Origin of the sequence: Streptomyces doebereineriae (genome assembly GCF_031845645.1) — a bacterium.
GTDB lineage: Bacteria > Actinomycetota > Actinomycetes > Streptomycetales > Streptomycetaceae > Streptomyces > Streptomyces canus.
In genome coordinates this window covers 110,090-124,921 of sequence record NZ_JAVREZ010000006.1, presented here as the reverse complement: position 1 = coordinate 124,921, position 14,832 = coordinate 110,090, and the positions used below count along the sequence as shown (strand labels likewise).

General features: G+C 71.1%; 13 protein-coding genes. 11 read left to right on the top strand and 2 right to left on the bottom strand.

Annotation, left to right across the window (positions count from 1 at the left end; genetic code table 11):
* The first annotated feature begins 12 nt into the window (after positions 1-12).
* The 4 genes from RNB18_RS19275 to RNB18_RS19260 all read left to right on the top strand — a co-directional run bounded on the left by RNB18_RS19275 (position 13) and on the right by RNB18_RS19260 (position 5,739).
* Positions 13-993 (top strand): FAD binding domain-containing protein, encoded by a 981-nt coding sequence (locus RNB18_RS19275; RefSeq protein WP_311715316.1) that lies wholly within the window; start codon positions 13-15, stop codon positions 991-993.
* On the top strand, positions 990-3,185 hold the full coding sequence (locus RNB18_RS19270; RefSeq protein WP_311715315.1) for a xanthine dehydrogenase family protein molybdopterin-binding subunit: 2,196 nt from the start codon (positions 990-992) through the stop codon (positions 3,183-3,185). Before RNB18_RS19275 ends, RNB18_RS19270 begins: the two co-directional genes overlap by 4 nt.
* A 151-nt stretch (positions 3,186-3,336) precedes the next feature.
* Complete coding sequence (locus RNB18_RS19265) at positions 3,337-4,464, top strand: XdhC/CoxI family protein (protein WP_311715314.1); 1,128 nt, start codon at positions 3,337-3,339, stop codon at positions 4,462-4,464.
* Positions 4,465-4,542: 78 nt separating this feature from the next.
* Positions 4,543-5,739: an MFS transporter gene (locus tag RNB18_RS19260; RefSeq protein WP_311715313.1), complete on the top strand. Its 1,197-nt coding sequence runs from the start codon at positions 4,543-4,545 to the stop codon at positions 5,737-5,739.
* Between the two features lie 66 nt (positions 5,740-5,805).
* Here RNB18_RS19260 and RNB18_RS19255 read toward each other — a convergent pair whose 3' ends face one another.
* Together RNB18_RS19255 and RNB18_RS19250 are read right to left on the bottom strand one after the other, a co-directional pair.
* A complete protein-coding gene (locus RNB18_RS19255) occupies positions 5,806-6,675 on the bottom strand; it encodes a helix-turn-helix domain-containing protein (RefSeq protein ID WP_311715312.1) in 870 nt (289 codons plus the stop codon).
* Positions 6,672-7,544 (bottom strand): helix-turn-helix domain-containing protein, encoded by an 873-nt coding sequence (locus RNB18_RS19250; protein WP_311715311.1) that lies wholly within the window; start codon positions 7,542-7,544, stop codon positions 6,672-6,674. The genes RNB18_RS19255 and RNB18_RS19250 overlap by 4 nt, the downstream gene beginning before the upstream one ends.
* A gap of 185 nt (positions 7,545-7,729) precedes the next feature.
* Here RNB18_RS19250 and RNB18_RS19245 point away from each other — a divergent pair, with 185 nt between their 5' ends.
* From RNB18_RS19245 to RNB18_RS19215, 7 genes are all read left to right on the top strand, one after another.
* On the top strand, positions 7,730-8,746 hold the full coding sequence (locus RNB18_RS19245; RefSeq protein ID WP_311715310.1) for a zinc-dependent alcohol dehydrogenase family protein: 1,017 nt from the start codon (positions 7,730-7,732) through the stop codon (positions 8,744-8,746).
* A gap of 64 nt (positions 8,747-8,810) precedes the next feature.
* Complete coding sequence (locus RNB18_RS19240; RefSeq protein WP_311715309.1) at positions 8,811-9,476, top strand: SDR family oxidoreductase; 666 nt, start codon at positions 8,811-8,813, stop codon at positions 9,474-9,476.
* A gap of 18 nt (positions 9,477-9,494) precedes the next feature.
* Positions 9,495-10,019 carry a cyclophilin-like fold protein gene (locus RNB18_RS19235; protein WP_311715308.1) on the top strand — a complete coding sequence of 175 codons (525 nt, stop codon included), beginning with the start codon at positions 9,495-9,497 and terminating at the stop codon, positions 10,017-10,019.
* Between the two features lie 52 nt (positions 10,020-10,071).
* The gene (locus RNB18_RS19230; RefSeq protein ID WP_311715307.1) at positions 10,072-11,328 is read left to right on the top strand and encodes an MFS transporter; all 1,257 of its coding nucleotides are present in this window, start codon (positions 10,072-10,074) and stop codon (positions 11,326-11,328) included.
* Between the two features lie 64 nt (positions 11,329-11,392).
* Positions 11,393-12,160: a glucose 1-dehydrogenase gene (locus RNB18_RS19225; RefSeq protein WP_311715306.1), complete on the top strand. Its 768-nt coding sequence runs from the start codon at positions 11,393-11,395 to the stop codon at positions 12,158-12,160.
* Between the two features lie 19 nt (positions 12,161-12,179).
* Positions 12,180-12,608 carry a (R)-mandelonitrile lyase gene (locus tag RNB18_RS19220; RefSeq protein ID WP_311715305.1) on the top strand — a complete coding sequence of 143 codons (429 nt, stop codon included), beginning with the start codon at positions 12,180-12,182 and terminating at the stop codon, positions 12,606-12,608.
* Positions 12,609-12,641: 33 nt separating this feature from the next.
* Positions 12,642-14,819 carry an alpha-galactosidase gene (locus tag RNB18_RS19215; protein ID WP_311715304.1) on the top strand — a complete coding sequence of 726 codons (2,178 nt, stop codon included), beginning with the start codon at positions 12,642-12,644 and terminating at the stop codon, positions 14,817-14,819.
* Positions 14,820-14,832 lie beyond the last annotated feature (13 nt).

The following is a 14,832-nucleotide window of genomic DNA, read 5'->3' as shown; positions in this document are numbered from 1 at the left end:
GGAGCCGCCGACATGCATCCCTTCTCCTTCACCAAGGCCGCGAACACTCGTGAGGCCCTCGACGCGGGCCGCCACGGCGGCCGTTACATCGCCGGCGGCACCACCCTCGTCGACCTGATGCGCGAGACCGTCGAGCGTCCCGAGACCCTGGTCGACATCAATGACCTGCCGATGCGCGAGGTCACGGTCACCGAGCGGGGCGGCTTGCGCATCGGTGCGCTGGTGACCATGTCCGAGGCCGCCGCCCACCCCAAGGTGCGCTCGCTGTACCCCGTCATCTCCCAGGCGCTGGAACTGAGCGCTTCCGCCCAGCTGCGGAACATGGCCACCATCGGCGGCAACATCATGCAGCGCACCCGCTGCACCTACTTCCGCGACGTCACCGCCGACTGCAACAAGCGCGAGCCCGGCTCGGGTTGCGCCGCGCTGGCGGGCTTCAACCGTACGCACGCCATCCTCGGAACCTCCGAGCACTGCGTGGCAACCCACCCCTCCGACGCGGCCGTGGCGTTCGCCGCACTGGAGGCCCGGGTGCATCTGCTGGGACCGGACGGGGAACGCCAGGTCCCCTTCGCCGACTTCCTGCTACGCCCGGGCAACACTCCGAATCGTGAACAGGCCCTGCGGCGGGGCGAGTTGATCACCGGAGTGGAGGTTCCCGCGCTTGCGCGCCCGCTGAAGTCCGGATATCTGAAGGTACGCGACCGGCAGTCCTATGAGTTCGCCCTGACGTCGGCGGCCGTGGCACTGCAGGTGCGGGGCGGGGTGATCCGGGAGGCGAAGGTCGCCGCCGGTGGCGTGGGCACCGTCCCGTGGAAGCTGCCCGCCGTGGAACGGCACCTCCTGGGCGAGCGTCCCTCGGAGTCGCTGTGGACGGCCGCTGCCGCCAAGGCGCCGGAAGGCGCTCGTCCCCTTCAGCACAACCGGTTCAAGGTCGAGTTGCTGAAGCGGACCGTGGAACGTCAGCTGCGCGTCGTAGGAGGTGGCAAGTGAGTCCCCAGCCGCAGGCAGCCGTGGGCGCGCCGCTGTCCCGGGTGGACGGCCGGCTCAAGGTCACGGGCAAGGCGCTGTACGCCGCCGAGTTCGATGTCGACGGCGCGGTGCACGCGGTCGTCGTCGATGCGAGTATCGGCCGCGGCCGCATCACCTCCATCGACACCCGTGACGCCGAACAGCACCCGGGCGTGCTGCGGGTGATCAGCCACCGCAACGCGCCGAAGCTGCCGTACCGCGACAATTCCGGCTCGAACAACCCGCCCGGGCGCAGGCTGCGGGTGTTCCAGGACGACCGGGTGCTCTTCCACGGCCAACCGGTCGCCGTCGTCGTCGCCACTACTCTGGAGGCCGCCCAGCACGGTGCGAGCCTGGTCGAGGTCGGGTACGAAGCCGAACAGCCCTCGACCGACCTTCACGAGGGGAAGCCGGGGGAGCCGGCGACCTACGCGCGCGGCGACGCGGATGCCGGGCTGCGCGACGCGGCCGTACGCCTGGACCTCACCTACCAGTTGGCGCGCAACCATCACAACCCGATGGAGCCGCACGCCACGATCGCCCGCTGGGACGGCGACAAGCTCACCGTCTGGGACAAGACCCAGTGGGTGATGGGCACCCACGACGAGATCGCCGCCGTGTTCGACCTGCCCGCGGATGCGGTGCGGGTCATCAACCCGTTCGTCGGGGGCGGCTTCGGCAGCGGGCTGCGCTGCTGGCCGCACACGATCGTCGCCGCTCTGGCGGCGCGGGAGACGAAGCGCCCGGTCAAGCTGGTGCTCAGCCGTCGGCAGATGTACTTCGGCACCGGTTTCCGGCCCTCCTACGAGTACCGGCTGCGACTGGGCAGCGACCGGCGCGGCCGGCTGTCCGCCGCGATCCACGAGATCGACGCGGAGACCTCGTCGTACGAGACGTTCACCGAGGGGGTCATGGCGCCCGGGCAGATGCTCTACAGCATGCCCCACGTCAGCCAGGCGTACCGGCAGGTGCCGCTGGATGTGAACACGCCGATCTGGATGCGCGGCCCCGGCTTCGCATCGGCGTCGTTCGTGATCGAGTCCGCCATGGACGAGCTCGCCCACAGGCTCGGCCTCGACCCGATCGAGCTGCGCCGGCGCAACGAACCGTCCGAGGACGAGGCGAAGAACCTGCCGTTCTCGACCCGGCGGCTGCGGGAGTGCTACACGGTCGGTGCCCGGGAGTTCGGCTGGGACCGCCGTGACCCCAGGCCCCGTTCGACGCGTGACGGGAACTGGTTGATCGGGCTGGGCATGGCTGCCGGCGTCTACGATCCCGGGCGTTTCCCCGCGCAGGCCCGGGCCCGCCTCGATGCCGACGGCACCGCTGTGGTCGAGGCGGCCACCACTGACATGGGACCCGGCACCTACACCTCCCAGACCCAGGTGGCCGCCGACGCACTCGGGCTGACCATGCGTACGGTGACCTTCCGGCTCGGCGACTCCCGTTATCCGCAGACGGGCCCGCACGGCGGCTCGTCGACCATGGCCAGCGTCGGCTCCGCCGTCGTCGACGCCTGCGACCAGGTGCGCAAGCAGGCGATCGAACTGGCCGTAGCGGACCGCGAGTCGCCGCTGTACGGGGTGGACGCCGACGATGTGGTCGTACGTGGCGGCCGGCTGCACGTGCCGGGCAACCCGGCGCGCGGCGAGACATACCGGAGTCTGCTGGCCCGCCACGACCGCTCCCACCTGGAGGCACGCGGCACCTACGCGGGGCCGCCGACTCCCGAACGGGACTCCTACCACGCCTACAACGCGACCTTCGCCGAGGTCGCCGTCGACGCGACGCTGGGGCTGGTGCGCGTGCGGCGGATGCTCGGCGTGTACGACGCGGGCCGGATCATCAGCCCCAAGCTCGCCGAGAGCCAGGCGTTCGGCGGCATCGTGGGCGGCATCGGCACGGCTCTGCTGGAGCACACGGTCACCGACCACCATGACGGGCGGATCGTCAACGCCAACCTCGCCGACTACCTGGTGCCCGTCAACGCCGACGTCCCCGAGGTCCGGGCGATCTATCTGGACGGCGAGGACAACGCGGGCAACGCGCTGGGAGTGAAGGGGCTCGGCGAGGTCGTCCAGGTGGGTGTGGCGGCCGCGATCGGCAACGCGGTCTTCAACGCCACCGGCCGCCGGGTCCGTGAACTGCCCATTACCGCCGAGGCGTTGCTCTGAGCCGCGTGCTCCCCAGCGGACCGGGCACTCCTTCCTCGTCCGGCAGCCGGTCCCCCGTCCGGCTGCCGGGCCCGCCAGGGCCGCCACCGCGTGATGACGCTCCCCCACGGCGCGGTGGCGGCCCCTCATCCCTTGCACGAAGGACCCGTTCATGCTGAACATCGCGGACACACTGCACCTTTGGTGCCGCGAGGCACGCCCCTTCGCCCTGGCCACCGTCGTCGACGTCACCGGCAGCGCACCGCTGCCGGTCGGTACGTCGGTCGCGGTGGACGCCGACGGCAACGCGGTCGGCAGCATCTCCGGCGGCTGCGTCGAGGGCGCGGTCTACGAACTGTGCCGACAGATGCTCCGGGACCGGGAGGCCCCGCGGCGCACCTGGTTCGGGTACTCCGACGACGACGCCTTCGCCGTCGGTTTGACCTGCGGCGGCGAACTCGACGTCCTCGTGCAGCGCATCGATCCCGCGGTCAATCCGCACCTCGCCGCCGCCCTCGCCGACGTCGTGGAGGGCCGGCCTGTCGCCGTGGCCCAGGTCGTGGCCGGCCCCGGTGACCTCGTCGGCTCCACCCTGAGCGTCCTCGCCGGCGGCAGCGTCACCTACGGCAGCCTGGACGGCGGGCCGACGGAGAATCTGGTGGCCGAGGAGGCACGGTCCCTGCTGCGGGCGGGGCGTACCGCCCGTGTCACGGTCGGCGGGAACGGGGATGGCTGCCCCGAGCCACTGACCGTCCTCGTCCACGTCCACGCGTCCCGCCCCCGCATGCTGATCTTCGGTGCCGTCGACTTCGCCGCCGCACTCAGCCAGGCGGGCCGCTTCCTCGGCTACCGGGTCACCGTGTGCGACGCCCGCCCCGTCTTCGCCACGCCGGCCCGCTTCCCGCACGCCGACGAGGTCGTGGTCGACTGGCCCCACCGCTACTTGTCACAGACGGCCGTGGACTCTCGCACCGCTGTCTGCGTCCTCACCCACGACGCCAAATTCGACATCCCGCTGCTGCGGCTCGCCCTCGGCCTGCCGGTGGGCTATGTCGGCGCGATGGGCTCCCGGCGCACCCACGAGGAGCGGCTCCGGCTGCTGAACGAGGCCGACGTCTCCGAGGAACACCTCGCCGGCCTGCACTCCCCGATCGGCCTCGACCTCGGCGCCCGCACCCCCGAGGAGACGGCCGTCTCCATCACCGCGGAGATCATCGCCCACACCAACCGGGGCACGGGCCTGCCCCTGTCCCGGGCCACCGGTCCGATCCACCGGCTTACGGAGACGGCGATTTCATAGGCGCAGCGGCGGGACACGGTCAAATCCCGGAGAAATTCCTCCCCTTCGCAGATCGCCCCGAAAAGAGAATGCCACCGAATGTCATCCACGACCGACGGCCGACCCCACAGATTGCCCTTCGTCGTCCTGGTGCTGTCCGCCGGAACTTTCCTCATGGGCACCACCGAATTCGTCATCGCGGGCCTGCTGCCCGAGATCGCCGACGATCTGAATGTCAGCGTGTCCCACGCGGGTCTGCTGATCACTGCCTTCGCAGCAGGCATGATCGTCGGCGCGCCGGCGATGGCCATCGCGACGCTGCGCCTGCCCCGGCGCTCCACGCTGATCCTCGCGCTCGCCGTCTTCGCCCTCGGCCACCTGGTCGCCGCGCTCAGCTCGTCCTTCGCGCTCGTGCTCGCGGCCCGCGTGTTGACCGCGCTGGCCACCGGGACCTTCTGGTGCGTCGGCGCGCTCGTGGCGACGACCGCGGCAGGACCGGCAGCGACGTCACGGGCCCTGGGCATGCTCCTGGGAGGTCTGACCGTAGCCACCGTGGCCGGCGTACCACTGGGCGCGTGGCTGGGGCAGCTGTCGGGCTGGCGCGGCCCCTTCTGGGTACTGGCCGTGCTGTCGGCAGGCGCGGCGGCGGTCATCGGCCGGTACATCCCCGACGACGAGCGAAGCGAAGCGCCTTCCGTCCGGGCGGAGTTCGCCGCGCTGCGCGATGTCCGGGTCTGGCTGACGCTCTGTGCCATGACCCTGCTGATGGGCGGTGTCCTGGCGACGTACACCTACATCTCGCCTCTGCTCACCGAACGGGCCGGCATCCCCGAGGGAGCCGTGCCCATGGTCCTGACCGGCTACGGCCTGGGCGCCCTGCTGGGTACCACGGTCGGCGGGCGCCTGGGCGACCGCCGTCCCCTTGCCACGCTCATCACTTCCGCCGGCACGACCACGCTGGTCCTGCTGTTGTTGACCTTCGGCTCCACGAACCCCGTGGCGGCCGTCGTCCTGGTGACACTCATGGGGATGTCCGGCTTCGCCGCGACCCCGGTGCTCGGCGCCCTGGCCCTGCGCTTCTCCCGTTCCGCCCCCACCCTTGTCTCCGGCCTCAGCGGCTCGGCGCCGAACGTGGGCATAGCCATCGGCTCCTGGACGGCGGGCATCGCCCTGACCTCACCGCTGGAGCAGGCAGGGCCCCCACTCGTCGGCACCGTGGCGGCCGCCCTGACCCTCCTGCCGCTGACCGCACTCGTGCTGATGCGCGCCACCCGCTCGCCCACGGGCGGTACCTGACGCTCACGGAGCAACAGAGGCTGAGGTACAGCCCGTCGGGATCCCCCGGTGTAAGCACGCCACCGGTCAGCGGAGGGACGCAGAGGGCGAAAGGTTCTGCTCGGTGGCCCAGCTGGCGAGGATGCGCAGTCGCTCGTGGGTGGGAGAACCGGGGGCGGCGGTCCAGACCGTCAGGTGCTGGTCGGGATCGGTGTTGGCGGTCAGGGTGTCCCAGTCCAGGACGAGTTCGCCGACGACCGGATGGTTGAGGGTCTTGGTGCCCACGGTGCGGGCCGCGACCCGGTGATCGCCCCACCACTGGGCGAACTGCTCGTCACGTGTGGACAGTTCACCGACCAGCTCGATCAGCCGGGGATCCTCGGGATACTTCGCCGCCTCCATCCGCACCTGCGCCACGGCGATCCGCGCCGAACCCTCCCAGTCGGCGTACAGGCTGCGCATCGCCGGATCGGTGAAGATGAGCCGCGGGTAGTTGCGGTGCTTCTCCGCGATACGGGAGAAGTCCGTGACCAGGGCGGCGGCCAGCGCGTTCCACGCCAGAATGTCACCGCGCCGGCCCTGCACGATGGCCGGCGTGGCGGTGAGGTCGTCCAGCACGCGTTGCAGCTGAGGCTGTACCTTCTGCCTGCCGTGGCGGCGGGTGCGGGTGGTGGTCTTCCCGGCGAGCTGGAAGAGATAGCCCCGCTCGTCGTCGTCCAGGTGGAGGACCCGGGCGAGGGTGTCCAGCACGGGAGCGGACGCCTGCATACGACCCTGCTCGAGGCGCGTGTAGTAGTCCGTGCTGATCGAGGCGAGCTGGGCGACCTCCTCACGGCGCAGCCCGGCCACCCGGCGGGGCCCGCCGGTCTCCGGCAGCCCGACCGTGCGGGGGCTCAGTTCGGAGCGGCGCTTCTTGAGGAACTCACCGAGCTCATTGAGAGGAACGTTGCTGGTCATGCTTCCCATCCTGACGAGGCCGGCAGGCTCTGGTCGGCGGCCCAGGAGGCGAGGATGCGCAGCTGGTGGTGCGCGGGGGATCCCGGGGCGGCGGACCAGACCGTCATGTACTGGTCGGGGTCGGTGCCGGAGGTGAGGGTGTCGCAGTCGAGGGTGACCTCGCCCACTACCGGATGGATCAGGGTGTTCGTGCCGGTGGTGCGGGCGGTGGCCCGTCGGTCGCCCCACCACTGGGCGAACTGCTTGTCACGCATGGACAGTTCACCCACGAGGGCGATCAGACGATGGTCCTCGGGACACTTCGCCGCCTCCCTCCGCAGCTGCGCCACCGTCACCTGCCCCGCCGTCTCCCAGTCGGCGTACAGGCTGCGCGTCACCGGATCCGTGAACAGGAGCCGCGGATAGTTGCGGTGCTTCTCCGGAAGACGGGAGAAGTCGGTGACCAGAGCAGCCGCAAGCGCGTTCCACGCCAGGATGTCCCCGCGCCTCCCCTGGACCAGAGCCGGGACCGAGGTGAGGTCCTCCAGCACCCGCTGCAGCTGCGGCTGGATCCTCTGCACGCCGCGGCGCCGCGTGCGCACGGTGGTCCTGCCCGCGAGCTGGAACAGGCGGCCGCGCTCGGCGTCGTCCAGATGGAGGACCCGGGCGAGGGTGTCCAGCACGGGAGCGGACGCCTGCATACGACCCTGCTCGAGACGCGTGTAGCAGTCCGTGCTGATCGAGGCGAGCTGGGCGACCTCCTCACGGCGCAGCCCGGCCACCCGGCGGGGCCGACTGGTCGACGGAAGTCCGACCGTGTGCGGGCTCAGTTCGGAGCGGCGCTTCTTGAGGAACTCTCCCAGTCCATTCAGGGTGGCATTGCTGGTCATGCTTCCCAGCATTACATCGATGGCACCTGGAGAAGGGGGGAGAATTTCCTCCCTGGATGTTTCTCTCCCGGGATGGATTCCTCCGCTTTTCCCGCCCGCCCTCGCGTGTGAGGCTCGATGTCGAGCAGCCGTCCCGGATTGCCGGCTGCGGTTCCGGACCCTCGTACCGAAGGAAGCACCCCATCATGCGCGGAGCAGTCATTCACGCCCCCGGCGACGTGCGCTTCGAGACCCTGGACGACCCGAGGATCAGCCGGCCGACCGACGCGATCATCCGCACGGTCGCCACCTGCGTGTGCGGCTCGGACCTGTGGCCCTACCGCGGGGCGGAGCCGGTGGCCGAGCCCCACCCCATGGGACACGAGTACGTCGGCATCGTCGAGGAAGTCGGCAGCCAGGTCACCCACGTCAGGCCGGGCCAGTTCGTCGTCGGGTCGTTCGCCACCTCGGACAACACCTGCCCGAACTGTCTGAACGGCTGGCAGTCCTCCTGCCTGCACCGCGAGTTCATGAGCACCTGCCAGGCCGACTACGTGCGCATCCCCAATGCCCACGGCACCCTCGTCGCCACCGACGAGCACCCGGGCGGCGAGTTCGTGCCCGGCCTGCTGGCGGTCTCCGACGTGATGGGCACCGGCTGGTACGCCGCCCTCGCCGCCGAGGTGAAGGCGGGCTCCACCGCCGTCGTGGTCGGTGACGGAGCGGTCGGTCTGTGCGGTGTCATCGCGGCCAGGGAACTGGGCGCGGAGCGGATCATCGCCATGAGCCGCCACGAGTCCCGGCAGAAGCTGGCCCTCGAGTTCGGCGCCACCGACATCATCAGCGAACGCGGCGACGAAGGCATCGCCCGCGTCAAGGACCTCACCGGCGGCATCGGCGCCGACTCGGTTCTGGAGTGCGTCGGTACCGCCGAGTCCATGCGGCAGGCCCTGCACTCCGCCCGCCCCGGCGGCAATGTGGGCTTCGTCGGCGTCCCGCACGAGGTGTCGGTCGAGGGCCAGGAGCTGTTCTTCTCCCAGGTCGGCCTGCGCGGAGGTCCCGCCCCCGTGCGGCGCTACCTGCCCGACCTGATCGACCGGGTCCTGTCCGGCCGGATCGACCCGGGCAAGGTCTTCGACCTCACCCTCCCCCTGGACCAGGTCGCCGAGGGCTACAAGGCGATGGACGAGCGCCGCGCCATCAAGGCCCTCCTGAAGCCCTGACCGCAAACCGTCCCGCCATCGGGGCCGGCACCTCTGCCCGGCCCATCCCGACAAAGGACTCACCGTGACCACTTTCGCCCTCATCGGGGCCGGACCCGGCCTCGGGCTCTCCACCGCCCGCCGCTTCGGAGCCGCCGGCCACAGTGTCGCTCTCATCGCCCGCGACACCCAGCGCCTGGCGGATCTCACGGCCGAGCTGGCCGGAGACGGCATCGAGGCCCGTGGTTTCGCCGCCGACGTCCTCGACATCGAGTCGCTGACCGCGGCCCTGTACGCGGCCGGTACCTCGCTGGGGCCCGTCGAAATTCTTCAGTACAGCCCTGCGCCCCGTGCCGACTTCATGAAGCCGGTCCTGGCCACCGGCGCCGACGACCTCGACGCTCCCCTTGCCTTCTCCGTCAAGGGGCCCGTCACCGCGGTGAACGCCGTCCTGCCCGGCATGCGCGCACTCGGCCGCGGCACCCTGCTGTTCGTCAACGGCTCCAGCGCCGTACGCCCCAACCCGAACGTCGCCGGCACCTCGATCGCCTTCGCCGCCGAAAGCGCCTTCGCCCGCATGCTCCACGACACCCTCGCCGCCGAGAACATCCGCGTCGCGCAGCTGATCGTCCCCGGCGCCATCCGGCCCGACGCCGGACACAGCAGCCCCGACGCCCTGGCCCGGCGCCTGTACGACATCCACACCGAGCGCGACGGATTCCGCCATTACTCCGAGCCACTGCCCGACTGAATCCCAGGACGCCCTGTGATGCCGACCGCCCTTCCCGCCCTGGCGGCCCGTGGCGCCGTAGCCGCGGCCCTGTTGCTCGCCGTCACCGCCTGCGCCGACAACTCGCCCGCCGCCTCCGCGTCGTCCCCCTCCGGACGGCCACAGACACCGTCCCGCCCGGCATCCGCCGCATCGCCCGACAGGAACACCGCCATGAACATCCAGGTCACCATCGACGGCCAACCCGTCGACGCCACCCTGAACGACCACGCCGTAGCCCGCGACCTCGCCTCCCTGCTCCCGCTCAGCCTCGATCTGGAGGACTTCCACCGGACGGAGCGGATCGCCTATCCGCCGCGCAGGCTGGGCGTCTCCGGCGCCCCGGCCCCGGCCGCGCCGAAGGCCGGCGACCTCGCCTACTACGCGCCCTGGGGCAACCTGGCCCTGTTCTACCGCGACGGCGACTCCGCCTCCGCCGACCTGATCATCCTCGGCCACATCGACGACCGCGACAACGAACGGCTCGCCAACGCCGAACGCATCACCATCGAAGCAGCCCCCTGACCCCGCCGGCGGCCCACCGGAAGCAGCCACCGCTCGAGGAGAGACCACACATATGCCTTCCACATCCGGGACCACCCCCGGCAAGCTCCCCTTCGTCGTCCGGGTGCTCGCCGCCGGCACGTTCCTGATGGGCACCACCGAGTTCGTCATAGCCGGCCTGTTGCCCGAACTGTCCACCGGCCTCGGGGTGAGCACCTCCCAGGCAGGGCTGCTGATCACCGCCTTCGCCGTCGGAATGATCATCGGGGCGCCGACCATGGCGATGGCCACCCTGCACCTGCCGCAGCGCCGGACGTTGATTCTGGCTCTGTCCGTCTTCAGCCTCGGCCATGTGGTGGCGGCCCTCAGCACCTCCTTCACCGTCGTTCTCGCCGCCCGCGTCGTCACCGCGCTGGCCACCGGGGCGTTCTGGTCCGTCGGTTTCGTCGTCGCCACCGCCGCTGCGGGCCCGCAGCAGGCCACCCGCGCCACCGGCGTCATGATCGGCGGGTTGACGCTGGCCAACGTCGTCGGCGTGCCCATCGGGTCCTTCGCCGGTCAGTTCATCGGCTGGCGCGGCCCGTTCTGGGCGCTGGCCGCCCTCTCCGCGCTCGCCGCCGTCTTCATCGGCCGCTTCATCCCCACCCAGGAACAGCGCGCGACCGTCTCGCTGCGCGCCGAGTTCGGCGCCCTGCGCCAGGGCCGGCTGTGGCTGGCGCTGAGCGCCGCCATGCTGATCATGGGCGGTGTCCTGGCGACCTACAGCTACGTCACCCCGCTGCTGACCGATCACGCCGGGATCCCGCCGGGTGCCGTCCCGTTCGTCCTCGTCGCCTTCGGCGTGGGTGCCCTGGGCGGCACCACCACCGGCGGCCGTCTGGGCGAGCGCCGTCCGATGGGCACCACCATCACTGCCGCCGCGGCCACCGCCCTGGTCCTTTTCCTGATGATCCCGCTGTCCACCAACGCGGTCACGGCCACTGTCCTGGTCTTCCTCATGGGCCTGACCGGTTTCGCGGTGAACCCCGTCGTCACGGCGCTCGCCATGCGCTTCGCCGGCGACGCTCCCACTCTCACGTCCGCGCTGACCACCTCCGCCTTCAACGTCGGCGTGGCCGGCGGCTCCTTCCTCGCGGGTGCGGCCCTGGGCTCCTCCCTCGGCGTGACCGGCCCGCCCCTGGTCGGCACCGTCATCGCCGCCCTCACCCTGCTCCCGCTCATCGCCCTCGCCGTCCGCGGCACCTCCGCCAGGAGCCGAATCGTGGCCCCGCGCACTGCCCCCGCCCGCGCACTGGATGACGTACCCGTGCGGACACCGTCGCATCGCTGAGCCCGGCCGGCCTCCGCCACGAGTCAAAACGATGTCCGCGCCGCAGCGAACGAGAGGATCGACCATGAATCCCACCTACGACTTCACCGGCCAGGTGGCCCTTGTCACCGGAGCCGGCGCCGGTATGGGTCTGGCGGCCGCCCGCGCCTTCGCCGAGTCCGGGGCCGCCGTCGCCCTCACCGACATCGACGAAGCCGCCCTCGACGCGGCCGCGAAGGAACTCACCGACGCCGGCCACCACGTCCTCGCCCTGACGTGCGACGTCAGCGACGAGGACCAGGTCGCCGCCGCGGTCGACCGCACGGTGGAGACCTTCGGCCGCCTCGACATGGCCTACAACAACGCGGGCATCCAGATCCCGCCCAGCGACGCCGCCGAGGAGCCGGCCGAACACTTCGACCGCGTCAGCGCCATCAACCTCCGCGGCGTGTGGGCCTGTATGAAGCACGAGCTACGGCACATGCGTGCCCAGGGCAGCGGCGCCATCGTCAACTGCTCCTCCCTCGGCGGCCTGGTCGGTCTCCCCCGCCGCGCCTCCTACCACGCCTCCAAACATGGAGTCATCGGCCTGACCTCCAGCGCGGCCCTGGAGTACGCCCCGCGCGGCATCCGCATCAACGCCGTATGCCCCGGCACCATCGACACCCCGATGGTCAGCGAGATGATCGCCAGGGGGGAGCTCGATCGCGCCGAGGCCGAGGCCAACCAGCCCATCAACCGGCTCGGGACCGCCGAGGAGATCGCCCAGGCCGTCATGTGGCTGTGCAGCCCCGGTGCCGGCTTCGTCGTCGGCGTCGCCCTCCCCGTCGACGGCGGCTACGTCGCCCGATAGCAAGGATGTGTGAAGCGCCATGAAGTTCGTCGAGCAGCAGCCCAGCAGCAAGGCCCCGTCGGACTGGTTCACCGGTGACGTGTGGTGGGACGTCATCCACGCCGGCCAGGAACCGTCCCGGATGCGCGTCAACATGGTCCGCTTCTCACCGGGCGCGCGCACCGACTGGCACTCCCATGTGCTGGGCCAGACCCTGCACGTCGTCTCCGGCGTCGCCCTGATCGGCACCCGCGACGGCACGATATTCGAGGCCCGCCCGGGCGAGACGGTCACCTGCCCGCCGGGCGAGGAGCACTGGCACGGCGCGGCCCCCGACCGGTTCATGGAGCACCTCGCCCTGTGGGAGGCCAAGGGCGACGGCAGCACCGAAACCACCTGGTCCGAGCCGGTCACCGACCAGCAGTACAACGGGCCGCGCACCCGCGAACTGCCGCACGCCACCCCTTGATTCCGCCCGTGACCCGCTGAGGACGATCGTGCCATGAAGCCCCACATCGATGCCGCAACCGAAAGACTCATCCATCTCCGGGCGGCAGGCGTGAGCCTGGTGCTGGACCTGCGGGGCAACGGCCTGCCCACCGTGGTCCACTGGGGCGCCGATCCAGGCGACCTCACCGACGAGGAGCTGTCACAGCTGGCCGACGCCGTCACCATGCCGAACATGCGGGGATTCGACGACGTCGTACCACGGGTCGCGTTGCTGCCCGAGCACGGCACCGGATGGCCCGGACAGCCCGGTCTGACCGGGCACCGCCAAGGCGCCGACTGGTCCCCCCTGTTCACCCTCGACTCGGTGGAGGCCGAGGGCGCCTCGGTACGGATCCGGGCCACCGACCGGACCGCCCGCCTCGGTCTCGTCCTGGAAGCCGGGCTCACCGCCTCCGGGCTGGTGCGGATGCGAGCCGCCGTACGCAACGACGACTCCGTACTGCCGTACACGCTCGACGGTTTGATGCTCGCGCTGCCGGTCCCCGATGCCGCCACCGAACTGCTCGACCTCACCGGCCGCTGGTGTCGTGAACGCGCCCCGCAGCGCCATCCGTTCCATGCCGGCACCTGGCTGCGCGAGACCCGCAGCGGGCGCACCGGCCCCGACGCCGCCCTGGTCCTGACGGCCGGCACACCGGGCTTCGGCTTCGGCAGCGGCGAGGTGTGGGGACTGCACATCGCCTGGAGCGGCAACCACAGGATCCTGGCCGAACGGCTGCCCACCGGCCGCCCGGCCCTCGCCGCCGGCGAACTGCTGCTTCCGGGCGAGGTGATCCTCGGCCCCGGCGAGGAGTACACCGGCCCGTGGCTCTACGGCTGCCACAGCGACCAGGGACTGGACGGACTGTCCGCCCGCTTCCACGACCACCTCCGCGCCCGCCCCGGACATCCGTCCCGGCCCCGCCCGGTGGTGCTCAACACCTGGGAAGCCGTCTACTTCGACCACGACCTCGACAAGCTCACCCACCTCGCCGACCTCGGCGCGGAGGTCGGTGCGGAACGCTTCGTCCTGGACGACGGCTGGTTCCGCCACCGCCGCGACGACCGTGCCGGGCTCGGCGACTGGTACGTCGATGAAGCCGTCTGGCCCAGCGGCCTGGGCCCGCTGATCGACCATGTCCGCGCGCTCGGGATGGAGTTCGGCCTGTGGGTCGAACCGGAAATGGTCAACCCCGACTCCGACCTGGCCCGCGCCCACCCCGAATGGATCCTGGCCACCGGCGGCCGCACCCCAGCCGACCGCCGCTCCCAGCAGGTCCTGGACCTCACCCACACCGAGGCGTACACGTACATCCTGGAGCGGCTCGACGACCTGCTCACCGAGTACGACATCGCCTACCTCAAGTGGGACCACAACCGTGAGCTGGTCGACGCCGGCCACTCGCCCGACGGCGAACCCGCCGTCCACGCACAGACCCTCGCCGTCTACGCCCTGCTCGACGAACTGCGCGCACGCCACCCGCGCCTGGAGATCGAATCCTGCTCCAGCGGCGGCGGACGGGTCGACCTCGCCATCCTGGAGCGCACCGACCGCGTCTGGGCCAGCGACTGCAACGACGCCCTGGAACGCCAGTCGATCAACCGCTGGACCGGTCTGCTGCTACCGCCCGAACTCGTCGGCTCCCACATCGGTGCCGCCCGCTCCCACACCACCGGCCGCACCCACGACCTCGCCTTCCGGGCCGGCACCGCGCTCTTCGGTCACCTCGGCATCGAATGGGACCTGACCCGCGCGAAGGAGAGCGAACGCGCCGAACTCACCCGCTGGGTCTCCCTCCACAAGCAGCTCCGCGACCTGCTGCACACCGGCCGCGTCGTCCGCGTCGACCATCCCGACCCGGCCCTGTCGGCCCACGGTGTCGTCTCCCGCGACCGGACCGAAGCCGTCTTCGCCCTCACCGCCCTGGCCACCCCGGTCGCCGCCCACCCCGGCACGCTACGGCTGCCCGGCCTCGACCCGAACGCCACCTACCACCTGCGCCCGCTGCCCCCCGGCGACCAAGCCCCCGGCATGGAACGCGGATCCCCCGTCTGGTGCACCGAGGACGGCATCACCCTGCCCGGCAAGGTCCTGGAACGCGTAGGCATCCAGATCCCCGGCCTCCACCCCGAACAGCTCATCCTGCTCCACCTCACGATGTGCGACGCAGGGCCGGTGCGCCGCAACTGAAACCGCGCCAGAG

Excerpts from the sequence above, each read along its gene's own strand:
- RNB18_RS19215 (WP_311715304.1), top strand. The coding sequence starts at position 12,642 with ATGAAGCCCCACATCGATGCCGCAACCGAAAGACTCATCCATCTCCGG.
- RNB18_RS19235 (WP_311715308.1), top strand. The coding sequence starts at position 9,495 with ATGCCGACCGCCCTTCCCGCCCTGGCGGCCCGTGGCGCCGTAGCCGCG.
- RNB18_RS19225 (WP_311715306.1), top strand. The coding sequence starts at position 11,393 with ATGAATCCCACCTACGACTTCACCGGCCAGGTGGCCCTTGTCACCGGA.
- RNB18_RS19245 (WP_311715310.1), top strand. The coding sequence starts at position 7,730 with ATGCGCGGAGCAGTCATTCACGCCCCCGGCGACGTGCGCTTCGAGACC.
- RNB18_RS19230 (WP_311715307.1), top strand. The coding sequence starts at position 10,072 with ATGCCTTCCACATCCGGGACCACCCCCGGCAAGCTCCCCTTCGTCGTC.
- RNB18_RS19260 (WP_311715313.1), top strand. The coding sequence starts at position 4,543 with ATGTCATCCACGACCGACGGCCGACCCCACAGATTGCCCTTCGTCGTC.
- RNB18_RS19220 (WP_311715305.1), top strand. The coding sequence starts at position 12,180 with ATGAAGTTCGTCGAGCAGCAGCCCAGCAGCAAGGCCCCGTCGGACTGG.
- RNB18_RS19265 (WP_311715314.1), top strand. The coding sequence starts at position 3,337 with ATGCTGAACATCGCGGACACACTGCACCTTTGGTGCCGCGAGGCACGC.
- RNB18_RS19255 (WP_311715312.1), bottom strand. The coding sequence starts at position 6,675 with ATGACCAGCAACGTTCCTCTCAATGAGCTCGGTGAGTTCCTCAAGAAG.
- RNB18_RS19275 (WP_311715316.1), top strand. The coding sequence starts at position 13 with ATGCATCCCTTCTCCTTCACCAAGGCCGCGAACACTCGTGAGGCCCTC.
- RNB18_RS19250 (WP_311715311.1), bottom strand. The coding sequence starts at position 7,544 with ATGACCAGCAATGCCACCCTGAATGGACTGGGAGAGTTCCTCAAGAAG.